The organism is Vibrio sp. 1S139 (assembly GCF_041439475.1).
Taxonomy (GTDB): Bacteria; Pseudomonadota; Gammaproteobacteria; order Enterobacterales; family Vibrionaceae; genus Vibrio; species Vibrio crassostreae_C.
Window position 1 is genome coordinate 1 of sequence record NZ_JBGOOD010000026.1, and the last position, 16,230, is coordinate 16,230.

Annotated in this window: 12 protein-coding genes; 5 read left to right on the forward strand and 7 right to left on the reverse strand. The window is 45.1% G+C overall.

Annotated elements, in window-relative coordinates; genetic code table 11:
* Window positions 1-110 precede the first annotated feature (110 nt).
* Window positions 111-1,490 carry a PhoH family protein gene (locus ACED46_RS10655; protein ID WP_017062953.1) on the reverse strand — a complete coding sequence of 460 codons (1,380 nt, stop codon included), beginning with the start codon at window positions 1,488-1,490 and terminating at the stop codon, window positions 111-113.
* 466 nt (window positions 1,491-1,956) lie between these two features.
* Between ACED46_RS10655 and rapA the strand changes: the two genes are divergently transcribed.
* Window positions 1,957-4,866: an RNA polymerase-associated protein RapA gene (gene rapA, locus ACED46_RS10660; RefSeq protein ID WP_017062952.1), complete on the forward strand. Its 2,910-nt coding sequence runs from the start codon at window positions 1,957-1,959 to the stop codon at window positions 4,864-4,866.
* A gap of 92 nt (window positions 4,867-4,958) precedes the next feature.
* On the opposite strand, the gene ACED46_RS10665 is transcribed toward rapA, so the two are convergent.
* Entirely contained in the window at window positions 4,959-6,236 is a 1,278-nt protein-coding gene (locus ACED46_RS10665; RefSeq protein ID WP_065584686.1) for an NRAMP family divalent metal transporter, read from the reverse strand.
* A 158-nt stretch (window positions 6,237-6,394) separates the two neighbouring features.
* Between ACED46_RS10665 and ACED46_RS10670 the strand changes: the two genes are divergently transcribed.
* Entirely contained in the window at window positions 6,395-7,129 is a 735-nt protein-coding gene (locus ACED46_RS10670; RefSeq protein ID WP_371721424.1) for a pseudouridine synthase, read from the forward strand.
* Between the two features lie 36 nt (window positions 7,130-7,165).
* Complete coding sequence (locus ACED46_RS10675) at window positions 7,166-8,128, forward strand: D-2-hydroxyacid dehydrogenase (protein ID WP_229647483.1); 963 nt, start codon at window positions 7,166-7,168, stop codon at window positions 8,126-8,128.
* Window positions 8,129-8,212: 84 nt separating this feature from the next.
* Here ACED46_RS10675 and ACED46_RS10680 read toward each other — a convergent pair whose 3' ends face one another.
* From ACED46_RS10680 to argR, 4 genes are all read right to left on the reverse strand, one after another.
* Window positions 8,213-8,650, reverse strand: coding sequence for a universal stress protein (locus ACED46_RS10680; RefSeq protein WP_010434405.1), 438 nt, complete (start codon window positions 8,648-8,650; stop codon window positions 8,213-8,215).
* A gap of 107 nt (window positions 8,651-8,757) precedes the next feature.
* Window positions 8,758-11,337: a TRAP transporter permease gene (locus ACED46_RS10685; RefSeq protein WP_371721425.1), complete on the reverse strand. Its 2,580-nt coding sequence runs from the start codon at window positions 11,335-11,337 to the stop codon at window positions 8,758-8,760.
* Window positions 11,338-11,591: 254 nt separating this feature from the next.
* Window positions 11,592-12,560, reverse strand: a complete 969-nt coding sequence (locus ACED46_RS10690) for a TAXI family TRAP transporter solute-binding subunit (protein WP_017061374.1) — start codon at window positions 12,558-12,560, stop codon at window positions 11,592-11,594.
* Between the two features lie 342 nt (window positions 12,561-12,902).
* Window positions 12,903-13,373 carry a transcriptional regulator ArgR gene (gene argR / locus ACED46_RS10695; RefSeq protein WP_004740827.1) on the reverse strand — a complete coding sequence of 157 codons (471 nt, stop codon included), beginning with the start codon at window positions 13,371-13,373 and terminating at the stop codon, window positions 12,903-12,905.
* A gap of 332 nt (window positions 13,374-13,705) precedes the next feature.
* On the opposite strand from argR, the gene mdh reads away from it, so the two are divergent.
* Together mdh and ACED46_RS10705 are read left to right on the forward strand one after the other, a co-directional pair.
* The gene (gene mdh, locus ACED46_RS10700; RefSeq protein ID WP_009847834.1) at window positions 13,706-14,641 is read left to right on the forward strand and encodes a malate dehydrogenase; all 936 of its coding nucleotides are present in this window, start codon (window positions 13,706-13,708) and stop codon (window positions 14,639-14,641) included.
* A gap of 124 nt (window positions 14,642-14,765) precedes the next feature.
* Entirely contained in the window at window positions 14,766-14,948 is a 183-nt protein-coding gene (locus ACED46_RS10705; protein WP_371721426.1) for a hypothetical protein, read from the forward strand.
* 110 nt (window positions 14,949-15,058) lie between these two features.
* Here the strand turns inward: ACED46_RS10705 and ispB are convergent, their stop codons facing one another.
* Window positions 15,059-16,030, reverse strand: coding sequence for an octaprenyl diphosphate synthase (gene ispB / locus ACED46_RS10710; RefSeq protein WP_017061376.1), 972 nt, complete (start codon window positions 16,028-16,030; stop codon window positions 15,059-15,061).
* Window positions 16,031-16,230 lie beyond the last annotated feature (200 nt).

The following is a 16,230-nucleotide window of genomic DNA, read 5'->3' on the forward strand; positions in this document are numbered from 1 at the left end:
GATTATCTGCTAACTGCAGGATCGTTCAAGTCTTCTTAAACGATCGGCATTACTCCAATGTGAGGCGCTTTTTGTTTTTAGATTACTGATTCAGTGAGCGTATAGAGTCACTACATGTTCTCTTCCGCAAACTCAGCTAGTCGGCTACGCACCACACCATTGAGGTGGATGTTGGCACTGCCTTCGAAGTTTTTAAAACGCTCAACCATGTAGGTTAAGCCTGAAGTCACAGGGGTTAGGTAAGAAGAATCTATCTGCGCTAAGTTACCTGAGCAGACGATCTTAGTACCTTCACCACAACGGGTGATGATGGTTTTTATCTGTGAAGCGGTGAGGTTCTGACACTCATCCAAAAGCACAAAGGCATTTTGAATCGAGCGGCCACGCATGAAGTTGATTGATTTGAACTGGATATTGGCTTTGTCACAGATGTACTTCATCGAGCCTTCTGTGCAGTGGTCGTTCTTGTGCAGCGCTTCCAGTGTATCGGTCACTGCGGCTAACCAAGGCAACATTTTCTCTTCCTCTGTACCCGGAAGGAAACCTATCGACTCACCAATATCAGGGGTGTTGCGGGTTACGATGATCTTATCGAATTGCTTACGTTCAATGGTTTGTTCAAGTGCAGCAGCCATAGCAAGCAGTGTCTTACCACTACCTGCGGCGCCAGTGAGAATCACAAGATCAATATCAGGGTCGAGCAGCGCATCAATCGCCATGCCTTGATAGACGTTCTTTGGTGTGATGTCCCATGCTCTGCGATTCATCAATCTTTCGCGGCTGAGGTCTCTCAGGGTAATGCTTTCCGGCTCAATCTCCTCGACTCGAGCGGCAAAGTCACTTTCTTCGTCAATCACATATTGGTTGAGGAAGGTTGGCTCGAACGGCGCTCTTGCTAAGGTGTGCAGCGTCTTGCCGCCTAAACTTCTGCTCTCGACATTATCGATACCATCCCAAAATGAGCCTTCCAGTTGTTGGAAGCCTTTGGTGAGGTATTGGATATCATCAATCAGTTGGTCAGTTTGATAGTCTTCAACAAAACGTACACCGGCGCCTTTTGCTCGTAAACGCATATTGATGTCTTTGGTGATGAGAACCACTTCGCGTGGTGCGCGTTTATTTTGAAGATAGAGGACAGCGTTGAGGATTCGGTTATCGCCCGCCTTGTCATCGGCAAAGGCTTTGATGCTTTCTTGAAGTTCGTAGTCAGCGAGTATTGAAATACTGCCAGATGCATTTATGTCTTTAGAAAAAGGGATGCCTTCCGATATTTGGTCTGGTGTGGCTTCCCTGAACAGGTCTTCGAGCGTTCGAATCGCAATTCTCGCATCTCGAGCAACGTCTCTTTTACTGTCTTTGATTCTGTCGAGTTCTTCTAGCACTGTCATGGGGATAACGACATCGTGCTCTTGGAAAGAAAATATAGCGAAGGGTTCGTGAAGTAGGATATTGGTGTCTAAAACAAATAGCTTCCGGTTGGTCTCGCCCATAGCATCTCCTTGCCGACGTGCGGCTTGCCTTGCATTCATTGAACGTAGATAAAGCTCATATAAAGATTAGTATCTGATTCTGGTGATAGTCAACTACTCACCTAAACTTCATCTAGAGGAACAGCACCATATCGTTACGAGTGAATATGGTGTATTCGTTTGAGAGCAGCAATCTGCTACCTATAGATTAACCATGAATTTTTGACAGTTTGATTGCACTGGCGAAAACAGAAAAAAAGCATGAAATCATCTCCTTTAGGCGTGACCTAAATCACAGCATCGAGTAAGATTAGCGACCTTTTTCTGCACCATTTTCTCGAGATATTTATTATTGAGAGCGCACTTAAAAAGTGGCTGCAAACTAGACATTTTTGGCTATATTTTTAGTTCAGGAGCGATAATGTTCTTGTTTAAAACTGCAGTTAAGAAGACCAAATTCCAACTATAAGATTGAGGTAGTCGATTCATGACATTTGCTTTGGGGCAACGCTGGATAAGCGATACGGAGAGCGATTTAGGTTTAGGTACCGTTGTAGCAATGGATGCTCGCACAGTGACACTAATGTTTGCAGCGTCAGAAGAAAACCGTGTTTATGCACGTACTGATGCTCCCGTAACCCGAGTAACGTTTAATGTAGGCGATGTCATCGAATGCCAAGAAGGTTGGTCTCTGTCTGTCGAGGAAGTTATCGAAGACAAAGGTCTGCTGACTTACTTAGGTACTCGCGAAGATACCCAAGAAACAGAAGTCACTCTGCGTGAAATCTTCTTAAGCAACCAGATCCGCTTTAACAAGCCACAAGATAAGCTATACGCAGGTCAAATTGACCGTATGGATAACTTTGTGTTGCGTTACCGTGCGCTAAGCAACCAGTACCAACAACACAAGAGCCCGATGCGTGGCTTGTGTGGTATGCGTGCTGGCTTGATCCCTCATCAGCTATACATCGCTCATGAAGTGGGTCGTCGTCACGCTCCGCGCGTTTTACTGGCTGATGAAGTGGGCCTAGGTAAAACCATCGAAGCGGGCATGATCATCCACCAACAGGTGCTGTCTGGCCGTGCTGAACGCATTCTGATTGTGGTTCCTGAAACTCTACAACACCAATGGTTAGTAGAGATGATGCGCCGTTTCAACCTGCATTTTTCTATCTTCGATGAAGAGCGTTGTATTGAAGCGTTTGCTGAATCAGACAACCCGTTTGATACCCAGCAGTACGTTCTGTGTTCTTTGGACTTCCTACGTAAGAGCCGTAAGCGCTACGAGCAAGCACTTGAAGGCGAGTGGGACTTGTTGGTTGTCGATGAAGCGCACCACCTTGAGTGGAGCCAAGACAAACCAAGCCGTGAATACCAAGTGGTTGAAGGCTTAGCGGAAAATACGTCTGGTGTGCTACTACTAACAGCAACGCCTGAACAGCTTGGTCGTGAGAGCCACTTTGCACGTCTGCGTCTGCTTGATCCTGATCGCTTCTACGATTACGAAGCATTCGTTGAAGAAGAAGACCAATACGCACCGGTTGCTGATGCAGTAACGGCTCTGTTCTCTGGAGTGAAGCTTGAAAACAGCGCGAAGAACCAGATTACGGAACTGCTTTCTGAGCAAGATGTTGAGCCTCTGTTCCGTGTGATTGAAGGTGATAGCAGCGAAGAAGAGCAAGCGTTAGCTCGCCAAGAACTGATTGATAACCTTATGGATCGCCATGGTACCGGCCGTGTTCTTTTCAGAAACACACGTGCTGCAATCAAAGGCTTCCCTAAGCGTAATGTAAACCTACTGCCGATGGAGATTCCAACGCAGTACACAACCTCAATGCGTGTATCTGGCATGATCGGTGGCAAAATGGCTCCCGAAGCTCGTGCAATGAAGATGCTGTATCCAGAAGAGATCTTCCAAGAGTTTGAAGGTGAAGATTCAAGCTGGTGGCAGTTCGACTCACGCGTTAACTGGTTGATTGAAAAGATCCAAGACAAGCGCAGCGAGAAAATCCTAGTGATCGCCTCTCGTGCAAGTACGGCTCTTCAATTAGAGCAAGCACTGCGTGAGCGTGAAGGTGTGCGTGCAACCGTATTTCACGAAGGCATGTCGATTCTAGAGCGTGATAAAGCTGCGGCTTACTTTGCTCAAGAAGAGGGCGGCGCTCAGGTTCTTATCTGTAGTGAAATCGGCTCTGAAGGTCGTAACTTCCAGTTCGCTAACCAACTTGTGATGTTCGATCTTCCATTCAACCCAGACTTGCTTGAGCAACGTATTGGCCGTTTGGACCGTATCGGTCAGCTGCGTGATATCGACATTCATGTTCCTTACCTAAAAGGCACATCACAGGCGATCCTTGCGCGTTGGTTCGATGAAGGTCTGAATGCATTTGCGGAAACTTGTCCAACGGGTCGCACGGTTTACGATAAGTACTCAGATGTTCTTATCGAGATGCTGGCTTCTGGTAACACTGAGCAACTTGATGAAGTGATTGAAGAGTCTGCCAAGCTAAATCAAAGCCTGAAATCAGATCTAGAAAAAGGCCGTGATCGCCTATTAGAAATGCACTCAAACGGCGGCGACAAAGCGCATGAAATTGCAGAGAAGATTGCCTCGACTGACGGCGACACTAACCTAGTAACGTTTGCACTAAGCCTGTTCGATACGATTGGCTTGAACCAAGACGACAAGGGTGAGAATGCTCTGGTTGTAACGCCGTCTGAGCACATGATGGTGCCAAGCTACCCAGGCTTACCATACGAAGGCGCAACCATCACGTTTGATCGTGATACTGCGCTTTCTCGTGAAGACATGAACTTCATTAGCTGGGAACACCCAATGATTCAGGGCGGTATCGATCTGCTACTGAGTGAAGGTGTTGGTGCATCAGCGGTATCACTACTGAAAAACAAAGCGCTGCCAGTGGGTACTATCCTGCTTGAGCTGGTTTACCTTGTGGATGCGCAAGCGCCGAAACGCAGCGGTATCAGCCAGTTCTTGCCTAAGACGCCAATTCGTTTGATGATGGATGGCCGTGGTAATGACTTATCAGCTCAGGTTGAGTTCGACAGCTTTAACCGTCAATTAAGCCCTGTAAACCGTCACCTAGCGAGCAAGCTAGTTAACTCGGTACAAGGTGAAATTCACAAGCTAATCGAAGCGGGTGAGACGCACGTACTTCCTAAAGTGGAAGAAGTGCGTGAACAAGCTCAACGAGATATGCAGACTAACCTGAACGGTGAATTAGAGCGTCTACAAGCGCTTAAAGCCGTGAATCCTAATATTCGTGATGAAGAGCTAGAGGTAATCGAAGCTCAAATCAATGAACTGACCGGTTACATCAGCAAAGCTCAGGTTCAGCTAGATTCATTACGCTTGATTGTGGTTTCTCACAACTAGTTTTGAATTAGCGAAATGCTTCAACGAAATAAGGCCTTCATTATGAAGGCCTTATTTGTATCTGTAGCTTAATTAACAATTCAAGTAGCTGGTTACATTAACCACTTCCACCAAACAAATACCGCTAGGAAACCAAATAGGTAAACAAGACCTGCTACAGACAACCATTTTAGTTTGCTGCCAATGGCTAGCGCTTCTGGAAGCTTAGCTTTGTTGACCAAGATGAAATTAAGCAGAGCGAAGAATGGCGTTGTTGCAAACGCGAGTACCATTGCGAAATCGAGCATAGGCATCAGTGCTGCGCTAAAGAACATCACAATCGCGAGTGCCGCGATAGAGACAATGATTATCCAGCCTTGCAGCATTCTTGGGCTTGAATCTTTTTTGAATAATAGACGTTGTGATTCAGCAAGCACGCGTGAGTAGCCATCGATAACGGTAATGGTGCTACCAAAGATACAGAAGAAAGCGATAAGAGCGATTAACGGGCGAGACCATTCACCAATTGTCGAAGCGTAGATGCCGACCAATTGATGAGTAAAGCCAACACCGGAGCGAGACAGTTCAACTCCCGAACCGTGAAGTACTAGCGCGCCTAACGCAACGAATACTAAAGCAAGCAGCGCCGTACCAATGTAGCCAACGTTAAAGTCGAACAGCGCTGATTGTGCGGTCACTTCCTGCTTCTCTTTTTGGCTTTTTAGCCACATAGAGGTGATGCTTGATATTTCGATAGGCGCAGGCATCCAACCCATGGTCACCACGATAAAACCAATAGCAGCCAATGACCAAGGCGACGGTGGAACAAAAGCAGCATCAGGTTCGACTGGAGAGCCGATAGCAATGGCGACTGCAGCTAAGGTTGTGATGGTTAAGATCGCCATGATCGCTTTAGATAGTGTATCTAGAGCACGATAATGGCCAGCAAACAGAATGATCAAACAGGTCGCTAAAACGATCATGCACAAGGTGCTAGTGGCTAAATCGAAAGGAACAAAGTAACTGAGTAGGCTTGCACTGAATAATAGCAGGGCAGCGGTATTCACGACCGCAGATATGGCACTCAAGATCGAAAAGATCACAAGGTATGGGCGGCCTAGGTTAGAGTAACCTTCCACCAAGCTTTGACCCGTTCCTAGCGTGTATTGGATGCCGGCTCTGAAGAATGGATATTTAAATACGTTAACGAGGATAATGAGAGCGGCAAGCTGCCAACCATAAATCGCACCCGCCTTGGTTGAGGCGACTAAGTGAGAACCACCTACAGCCGCTGCGGCCATCATAACGCCTGGGCCAAGAGACTTAATTAAACTTGATAGGGGAGCTGAGGTTGGTGTTTTTGTGTTGGTGGTTTTAACCGTACTGTCCATCGTTTTTCCTTTGATGCTGACTTCTTATTATCCGTTACCCTATCAATACCATGTTTTGTAAAGTCGTCAACTTTTATGTACGAAAATGTTGAAAGTTGTATTTATTTATAAACGAATCAACCGTAAATTATTTATTCACTAGCAATTAAGAGGCTTCAATGGCGTTAGAACAGTACACACCACCGCGTGAACCGTGGATTGATATTGTTTATCAAGATGACGATATTCTTGTGGTGAACAAGCCTGCAGGCCTGCTTTCTGTTCCGGGTAGGTTACCTGAGCATTACGACAGCATGTGGAGTCGGTTAGTTGTCGAATTTCCAGAGATTCAAGTCGTTCATCGATTGGACATGTCGACCTCAGGCTTGATGCTGCTCGCTAAACACAAACAAGCTGAGCGTCATTTGAAGAAGCAATTTCAATATCGACGGACACACAAACTCTATTACGCCCGAGTATGGGGTTCAGTAGAAGAAGCAGAAGGTTTGATTGACCTCCCTCTTATTTGCGATTGGCCAAACCGGCCGAAGCAAAAAGTGAGTTTCGAGGATGGTAAATCATCACAGACTCGTTATGTGGTAGAACAGCAAGAACTCCAAACGACTTTACTTAAGTTACTGCCAATTACCGGGCGTTCTCACCAATTGAGAGTGCATTGCATGGAAATAGGCGCACCGATTGTGGGCGATGAGTTTTACGCAACATCAGAAGCATTTGAATACAGTGATAGGTTGGCTTTGCATGCGTGTGAGCTGAGCTTTTATCATCCAGCGAATAATCAGTTGTTTAAAGCCTTTGTTCCCTGTGACTTTTATCCTCAAGCATCCCCACAAATCGAACAGCACTTTGAAATTGCGCTTGAGCTTCCAGACTACAGTAAGCTAAAAGCTTAGAATGGACTGATTCATAGATCTAACCAAGGAAGAAGAATGCCAACGCTGAATGTTGTGTTTCTCGATAGAGCGACTATCCCATCTCAAATTCATTTAAAGCCTCTGAGCTTTGAGCATGAATGGGTAGAGTATGATTTCACAGCTCCTGAGCAAGTATCAGAGCGAGTTGAAGAAGCTGATGTGGTGATCACTAACAAGGTAGTGCTCAATGAGTCGAATCTCGCTGGTGCGAAAAAACTCAAGTTGATCGCGGTTTCAGCGACCGGTGTCAATAATGTCGATGTGGAATACTGCAAATCTAAAAACATTGCAGTGACAAACGTGCAAGGCTATGCGATTCAATCGGTTCCTGAACATGTCATCGCAATGCTGTTTGCACTTAAACGAAACCTTGTTGGTTATCATAAAGACATTGAGGCGGGCGAGTGGCAAAAGGACAAGCAGTTCTGCTTCTTTACTCATCCGATTCAAGATGTGGCTGGCAGCACACTGGGGTTGATGGGGAGTGGCAGCTTAGGTCAAGCCACCGCAATGTTAGCCAAAGCGATTGGTATGAAGGTGATGTTTGCCGAGCGAAAAGGAGCAGAGTCTTGTCGAGAAGGGTATCTACCTTTTGATACGGTATTGAAGCAAGCGGATGCGATCAGTCTACATTGCCCATTGACTGATGCGACCCAAAATCTGATTTCAGAGCGAGAGCTCACAATGATGAAATCGAGCGCGGTATTAATTAATGCCGGGCGCGGAGGTCTAGTAGATGAACAAGCCCTAGTTGAGGCTTTGAAAAAACATGAGATTGCAGGCGCAGGTATGGATGTGTTTACACAAGAGCCAGCCGACAACTCAAATCCACTATTGGCTAATAGCCACTTACCGAACTTATTACTCACTCCACATGTGGCGTGGGGCAGCGACAGCTCGATTCAAAAACTGTCTGATATCTTAATCGATAATATTGATGGGTTTGTTGAGGGTAATCCGCAGAACTTAGTGAGTTGATTAAAGAATTAAATGGTGCGAACGCAAAACAAAAAAGGTTGGCCTGTAGGCCAACCTTTTTAGATTGTGTGTCGATTAAATGACTTAACCTTGCGGTTTAACCACCAATACATTGATTGGTGAGTTCTGTACTACTTTGCTTGCAACCGAGCCAAGTACAACTTTGTCGATTTTTGAACGCTTGTGGCTAGGCATGACGATAAGGTCGGCACCAAGTTTTTCAGCGTAATCTAGGATCGTTGTGTAGGTTTTGCCTTCGGCAACATGAACCTTATACACCACTTCATCATCGATGTGCTTATCGGCAAACTCTTTCAGCTGATTTTTAACATCGAGCTTCATTTGGTTCGCCGCATCTTTTGGGAAGTAAGACGCAACCATCGACATGTGAATGCCAGGTAGTACGTTCAGAATATGGATCTCAGCATTGCTGTGTTTTGCGTGCCATACAGCTAGCTCGACAGCTTTGTCTGAAAAGCCTTTGTCGTTAAGATCTACGGGAACAAGGATCTGTCTATACATGTATTCGTCTCTTTTTGAGCAGCGCTAAGTAAACACCAAACGCTGTAATTATCTTTTCCATGTAGTAAAAAAGCCAAATAGAGTAGAGCGCTACTTGGCTCTATCCATTACGCGCTAATCTCATCCTTACGAGCACGCCTTCTTTGGTTCATTGCTAAACCAATCAAAATCAGTAGGGCAGGCAAGAACACCCACTCTTTCATTGGTCGATCTGCATCTTGGATAACGGATTTAATTTCCCAATCAAAGTCAATACCAGCGGCTTCTGCAGGGCTACCGAACTCAACCATATCAACAATCATTTTGTCGTCAGCTTGTGTCAGCATTAAGCCCATTGAAGCAATACGGTCTTCACTTGTTGTTGCAGAATCTTCAAACGGAAGGCGAACTGTCTTCTCAGAATAGTTACCTTCTAAGTTTTCACCACCTACTCTCAATTCAAGTGATTGTCCCACAGATAGATTCTCTGTGATTTGAGCGATCTCAACTCCTGGTGAAAGAACTTTCTCTGGATAGATCATGTCCCACCAGAAACCAGGGCGGAAGAAAGAGAAGGTTAGAATCAACAGCAGTAATGTTTCCCACCACTTGTTCTTAGTAAACCACCATCCTTGTGTTGCTGCTGCAAAGATAAGTACTGCAGTAACAGAGGAGAAGATAGTCAGCGCTAAGTGCCACCAAGAATCAATCCCCATTAACAGTAGTTGGGTGTTGAAAATAAACATGAATGGCAATATCGCGGTCCGGATATCGTAGGTAAATCCTTGAATACCAGTGCGAATTGGGTCTGATTTCGCAATCGCGGCGGCAGCAAAGGCTGCCAAACCTACTGGAGGTGTATCATCCGCAAGAATACCGAAGTAGAACACAAACAGGTGAACCGCAATCAATGGAATGATTAGGCCGTGTGCTGCGCCCAGGGTAACAATGACCGGAGCCATCAAGGTTGAAACAACAATGTAGTTCGCTGTGGTTGGTAAGCCCATACCTAAGATTAAGCTGATTACCGCGGTAAACAACAGCATAAGAATGATGCTACCGCCTGAGATAAATTCAACGAAATCGGTCATAACAAGGCCGATACCGGTCAGAGTTACTACACCTACAACGGTACCAGCAGCCGCTGTCGCTACGCCGATACCGATCATGTTACGTGCGCCTGAAACCAAGCTCTCTGCGAGGTCAACGAAGCCCGCTTTAGTTTGTTCTGCAAGATCGTTCGATTTGTTCATCAGAGTCATCAAAGGACGCTGAGTGATCAAAATGAAGATCATGAAAACTGTTGCCCAAAATGCAGATAGACCAGGAGAGAAGCGCTCAACGGTTAGACACCATACTAGTACGACAATTGGTAGTAAGAAGTGAAGACCTGATTTAATCGTTGGGCCTGGGTCTGGAACCTCAGTAAGCTCAGCATCGATTTCCATGCCGCCTTCAGCGGCGTACTTTGCTGATACGCGAACGAGGGCAACATAAGCGATCAATAGCGCTACTGTCACGATTGGTGTCGCTGCATCGCCAAAGACATCTTTTGTCCAACCTACACCGTAATAAACCGCAGCGCTAATCACACATAGCCCAAGAATGGTACCCGTGAAGGAAAGTAGGCTTTGTACAAGTGTCGGTGTGTGACGGCGAGGTAAACCAGTCATGCCTGCTTTACATGCTTCTAAGTGAACGATGTAAATCAGAGCGATGTAAGAGATTAGAGCGGGCAATAGTGCTGCTTTGATTACTTCTACGTAAGAAATACCCACATACTCAACCATCAAGAAGGCTGCTGCACCCATGATAGGTGGTGTTAATTGACCATTCGTTGAAGCCGCGACTTCTACCGCACCTGCTTTAGTACCTGGGAAACCGACACGCTTCATTAGCGGGATAGTAAAGGTACCCGTGGTTACCACGTTCGCGATAGATGAACCTGATACCAAACCAGACAGACCTGATGCGACAACGGCTGCTTTCGCTGGGCCGCCCTTCATGTGACCAAGCAGAGAGAATGCAACTTTAATAAAGTAAGCACCGGCGCCAGCACGTTCTAGCATTGCACCAAACAGTACAAACAAGAATACGAATGACGTTGATACGCCAAGTGCCACACCGAATACACCTTCAGTTGTTAGCCACAGATGCGACATTGCCTTGTTCAGGCTCGCACCTTTGTGGGCAATAACGTCCGGCATGTGAGGGCCGCCAAAGGTATAAAGTAGGAATACTGCTGCCACAACCATAAGAGGTGGACCCAAAGCGCGTCGTGTTGCTTCAAGCAGTAAAACCATACCGAATACAGCCGCAACAATATCGAATGTTGTTGGTGCGCCCGATCGCTCAGCAAGTTCAGTGTAGAAAATATAGATATAAGAAGCTGAAAAACTACCTACAAGCGCTAATACCCAGTCGACTGCCGGGATATGGTCCCGCGGCGAGTTCTTCATAGCTGGATAAGCGGTAAATGCTAGGAAAATAGCAAAGGTAAGGTGAATTGCTCGAGCTTCGGTATCGTTTAAAATTCCGAAGTTAAAAATGAACGGCAGCGGAGATGCATACCAAAGTTGGAACAGTGACCAACATAGAGGCACAAACCATAAAATACGGCCTTGGATACCGCGAGGGCTACGCGCACCAGTGTCTGATTGTGCCACCATTTCTTGCACATCTGGAGACGGTGATGTTGTCTGCGTCATGTACTTTATCCTTATTATTGATGGTCTGCCTTTCTTACGAACAACGAGACGTTATTTCTTTCCTATCTAGTGTAGTGAATGGATAGGGAAATGCGTTTTTTGCTCGTCTTTGTCTTAGGCTTGATACGAAGGTAAGTCCTCCAAATTGGAGAAACTTAAAGGGCTGTTCTTTTCACTTAAATTATTTTTATAAAACGTGAAAAGCCAATAAGGAGGGCTAGCCTCCTTATTGGTGTAGTAGGCTTAAAGTAGAGTTACTTTAGAAGGCCCACTTCTTTGTAGTATTTTGCTGCGCCTGGGTGAAGAGGGATAGAGATACCCGCTTTAACCATGTCTTCTTTTTTCAGGTTAGCAAATGCTGGGTGTAGGCGTTTGAAAGTGTCAAAGTTTTCAAATACTGCCTTAGCAACGTTGTATGCAACTTCTTCAGAAACGTCTGAAGTTGTTACCATAGTAGCTGCAACACCGAAGCTGTTTACGTCAGCGTCAGTACCACGGTACATACCAGCAGGAACTGTGCTGTAAGCGTAGTATGGGTTTTCAGCTACGATCTTGTCGATCTGTGGACCTGTTGCTGAAACCAGTTTTGCATCACAAGACGTTGTTGCTTCTTTGATTGATCCGTTCGGGTGACCAACCATGTAGATGAATGCATCAATCTTGTTATCACAAAGTGCTTGTGAACGCTCAGAACCTTTAAGTTCAGAAGCAAGCTTGAAGCTGTCGTTAGTCCAGCCCATAGCGTCCATTACAACACCCATCGTTGCACGGTCACCAGAACCTGGGTTACCAATGTTTACACGCTTACCTGCTAGGTCAGACACATTGTTGATGCCAGCATCAGTACGAGCGATGATGTTGAACGGTTCTGTATGTAGAGAGAACATCGCGCGAAGTTTCTTGTATTCGCCCTGATCTTTGAACTTACTTGTACCGTTGTAGCCGTGGTATTGCCAGTCCGATTGAACAACACCGAAATCTAGTTCACCAGCACGGATGGTGTTAACGTTGTAGATTGAACCACCAGTAGACTCTACAGAACAACGAATGTTGTGGTCTTTGCGGCCCTTGTTCACTAGCTTACAAATCGCACCACCAGTTGGGTAGTAAACACCCGTAACTGAACCAGTACCAATCGTGATGAACTCTTGAGCGTTAACAGCGCCAGCGCCCATTACAGCAGCTGCAATAGCACCAACTTTAATAAGTTTGGTAAATGCCATGAATTTCCCTTCCTTTATTCATTATTAACCCTGAAACAAGTGTAGTTGCTTCAGGAGTTTCCTATTTGGAAACGGCACCTTTTTCAATCCATGTGATGAAAAAGTGGCTGAATAATATCAAAAATTGGCAGAAAATTACTCGAATGTTAAAAGATATAGCTAAAAAATCTAACAAATGATGTCTTGATCTCGTGTTTGATTTGCTACTGAGTTTTTTAAAATCAATGGTTTAGTGTGATTTTGGAAGGGAGGTATGGATATTCTAGGATGTGATTTGGATCACGAAGCAAATAGATACTCGTGATCCATTAATAAGGCTGATAGTTATGAAACAGCGATCAATTATCCTGCGTATTCAAACAGTTCACACACTGAATCAAACAGTTGCTTAGTGGTAACCGATAACGTTGGGGTAATGAAGATAGTATCATCACCTGCGACTACGCCCAGTATACCTTCCGACTTACCTAGTGAGTCTAATAAACGAGCAATCAGCTGCGCCGCACCAGGACCTGTGTGTATCACCACCAATGCATTGTTGTGGTCAATATCTAGTACTAATTCTCTTAGAGAGCTAGAAACGGTCGGAACACCTAGCTCAGCAGGAAGACAGTAAACCATCTCCATTTTTGCGTTACGAGTTCGAACGGCACCAAACTTGGTTAACATACGCGAGACTTTAGACTGGTTGATGCTTTCAAAACCTTCGTGTTTTAGGGCATCCACAATTTCGCCTTGTGAGCCAAAACGTTCTTCTTTTAGTAAGGCTTTAAATGCACGAACTAAGTTGTCTTGCTTTTCTGTATTGCGCATATGTCATTCTTATTCATTAACAAAGATGTTTGCATATTTTCGCATACATATTCAATTTTAGCCAAAACATCCCTGTAATTTGTTAGTCATATCACTGTAAATATTTAATAGAATAATGTGTTATTTGCGACGACTTATTTTGTTATTTCAGTCGATTATCGCCATAATGCGAACTTGCTGTGTAGCACGGTTTTATTGACTTGCGCGAAGTCGCAAAGCTAGCGTTAATTGATTGTAATCACTTTGTGATTAATATAGTTTTTTAACTTAGATTTAGCTCAAGAATTACCCTACAAAGAATCTATAAGAGAAAGCTCTCAAGGAGAATAACAATGAAAGTAGCTGTTATTGGTGCCGCTGGTGGCATCGGTCAAGCCCTAGCCCTACTACTTAAGAACCGCCTACCTGCTGGTTCAGATCTTGCACTTTACGACATCGCTCCGGTAACACCGGGTGTTGCTGCCGATCTTAGCCATATCCCAACGCCTGTTTCGATCAAAGGTTACGCGGGTGAAGATCCAACACCAGCACTAGAAGGTGCGGATGTTGTACTTATTTCAGCGGGTGTTGCTCGTAAGCCTGGTATGGATCGTGCGGATCTTTTCAATGTGAACGCTGGCATTGTTAAGTCTCTTGCAGAGAAAATCGCAGTTACTTGTCCGACTGCTTGTGTTGGTATCATTACTAACCCAGTAAACACAACAGTGCCAATCGCGGCTGAAGTACTGAAGAAAGCGGGCGTTTACGACAAGCGTCGTCTATTCGGTATTACGACTCTTGATGTGATTCGTTCTGAAACGTTCGTTGCTGAACTAAAAGACAAAGATCCAGGCGACATCCGTGTTCCTGTTATCGGTGGTCACTCAGGCGTAACGATTCTTCCTCTACTTTCTCAAGTTGAAGGCGTAGAGTTCACTGATGAAGAAATTGCAGCGCTAACGACTCGCATCCAAAATGCAGGTACTGAAGTAGTAGAAGCTAAAGCTGGCGGCGGCAGTGCGACACTGTCTATGGGTCAAGCGGCTTGTCGTTTCGGTCTTGCACTAGTTAAAGCACTTCAAGGTGAAGAAAACGTGATTGAATGTGCATACGTTGAAGGTGAAGGCGAGCACGCTCCATTCTTCGCACAGCCAGTTAAACTAGGCAAAGAGGGCGCTGAAGCGATCCTTAGCTACGGTGAGCTAAGTGACTTCGAACGTAACGCTTTAGATAGCATGCTTGAAACGCTAAATGGTGACATCGAGATTGGTGTTGAATTCGCTAAATAAGCGAAACGCTATTTAACTCAGACTTAAGCTAATTAATAAGGGCCGGTCATTATGATCGGCTTTTTTGATCCTGAAGTTCAAGCTACTCGTATTTAGCTTTACAATTAATGTGAAGGTAAATGTTATGGCTACTGTTCAGAAGGGTATGAATGTCGAATATTTGGGGCACTTAGGAAAAGTATTGGTAATTGATGAGCAAGAGCAGTACGCGCTAGTAGAGACTTACAACGGGCAAGAGCAGTACGCGGTGCCAATGGAAGAGCTTGAAGCACAACTGCCGTTATCATTAGAAGCCAGTCGATATTGAATTTGGCTCACCTACAAATATTTGTTGAAAACCAAAAAAAAGAGCCCTGAGGCTCTTTTTGTTATTTATATAGAAGCTAGAAGCTAGAAGCGAGTTGTCTATTAACCTGCTTACTTACTGCGTTTAACAGCTAAGTGTGCGAGCGTGGTTAGCGCTTGCTTATATTCTGAGTCAGGAAGTACAGAAAGCTCAGCGATGGCTTTATCGGCCTCTTCGTAGGCTTTATTTGTTGTGTACTCTAAAGAGCCTGTCTCTTTCATTACAGCCATAATATCGTCAAGACGTTCCATGCCGTTCGCTTTCTCAATCGCTTCACGAATCATGCTTGCTTGTTCAGGAGAGCCATTATGCATTGCGTAAAGTAGAGGCAGTGTTGGTTTGCCTTCGGCTAGATCGTCACCAACGTTTTTACCCATCTCTTTACCATCTGCAGTGTAATCCATCACATCGTCAATCAGTTGGAAAGCGGTGCCTAGGTATTTACCATAGTTCTGCATTGCTGTTTCGATCTCTGGTGATGACTCAGTAAGAATCGCACCGATTTGGGTCGCAGCTTCGAACAAACGAGCAGTCTTAGAGTAGATCACCTGCATGTAGCTTTCTTCTGTGGTGTCTGGGTTATTGCAGTTCATTAATTGTTGAACTTCACCCTCGGCAATCACGTTTACCGCTTCACTCATTAGCTCAAGGATCTTTAAAGATCCTAGCGTTGTCATCATTTGGAATGAGCGTGTGTAGATAAAGTCACCCACCAAAACGCTAGCGGCATTACCAAAAGCGGCATTGGCCGTCGCTTTACCGCGTCTCATGTCTGATTCATCGACAACATCGTCGTGAAGCAGGGTTGCGGTGTGAATAAACTCGATAAAGGCTGCAGAGGTGATATGAGCTTCACCTTGATATCCAAGTGCGCGAGCAGATAAAAGAGCAAGCAAAGGGCGTAGGCGTTTGCCACCACCGCTAACGATATAAAAACCAAGCTGGTTGATTAAACTTACGTCAGAATTAAGTTGGGCTTGAATTGTTTCATTCACTTTTGCCATATCATTGGCAGTAAGCGTTTGGATAGCTTTAAAATCCATTGTTCATCCGGCTGAAGTTAGACCCTGTAAGGCTTATACGTTGTATTTAATTGTTGAATAATACACTAAAAAACGTTGATTAATACATCGCTAAAGGGCATGATTGCCGCACTTTTCTTTGGCGAACAGGTTTTCGCCAATTTTTTAAAAATATGGCTTGTCATAGCGCCATGATTCCCGTAGAATCTGCGCCCTATTGA

Bases quoted from the DNA above. Each gene is read 5' to 3' on its own strand.
- ACED46_RS10655 (WP_017062953.1), bottom strand. From the start codon at position 1,490: ATGGGCGAGACCAACCGGAAGCTATTTGTTTTAGACACCAATATCCTA.
- rapA (WP_017062952.1), top strand. From the start codon at position 1,957: ATGACATTTGCTTTGGGGCAACGCTGGATAAGCGATACGGAGAGCGAT.
- ACED46_RS10665 (WP_065584686.1), bottom strand. From the start codon at position 6,236: ATGGACAGTACGGTTAAAACCACCAACACAAAAACACCAACCTCAGCT.
- ACED46_RS10670 (WP_371721424.1), top strand. From the start codon at position 6,395: ATGGCGTTAGAACAGTACACACCACCGCGTGAACCGTGGATTGATATT.
- ACED46_RS10675 (WP_229647483.1), top strand. From the start codon at position 7,166: ATGCCAACGCTGAATGTTGTGTTTCTCGATAGAGCGACTATCCCATCT.
- ACED46_RS10680 (WP_010434405.1), bottom strand. From the start codon at position 8,650: ATGTATAGACAGATCCTTGTTCCCGTAGATCTTAACGACAAAGGCTTT.
- ACED46_RS10685 (WP_371721425.1), bottom strand. From the start codon at position 11,337: ATGACGCAGACAACATCACCGTCTCCAGATGTGCAAGAAATGGTGGCA.
- ACED46_RS10690 (WP_017061374.1), bottom strand. From the start codon at position 12,560: ATGGCATTTACCAAACTTATTAAAGTTGGTGCTATTGCAGCTGCTGTA.
- argR (WP_004740827.1), bottom strand. From the start codon at position 13,373: ATGCGCAATACAGAAAAGCAAGACAACTTAGTTCGTGCATTTAAAGCC.
- mdh (WP_009847834.1), top strand. From the start codon at position 13,706: ATGAAAGTAGCTGTTATTGGTGCCGCTGGTGGCATCGGTCAAGCCCTA.
- ACED46_RS10705 (WP_371721426.1), top strand. From the start codon at position 14,766: ATGGCTACTGTTCAGAAGGGTATGAATGTCGAATATTTGGGGCACTTA.
- ispB (WP_017061376.1), bottom strand. From the start codon at position 16,030: ATGGATTTTAAAGCTATCCAAACGCTTACTGCCAATGATATGGCAAAA.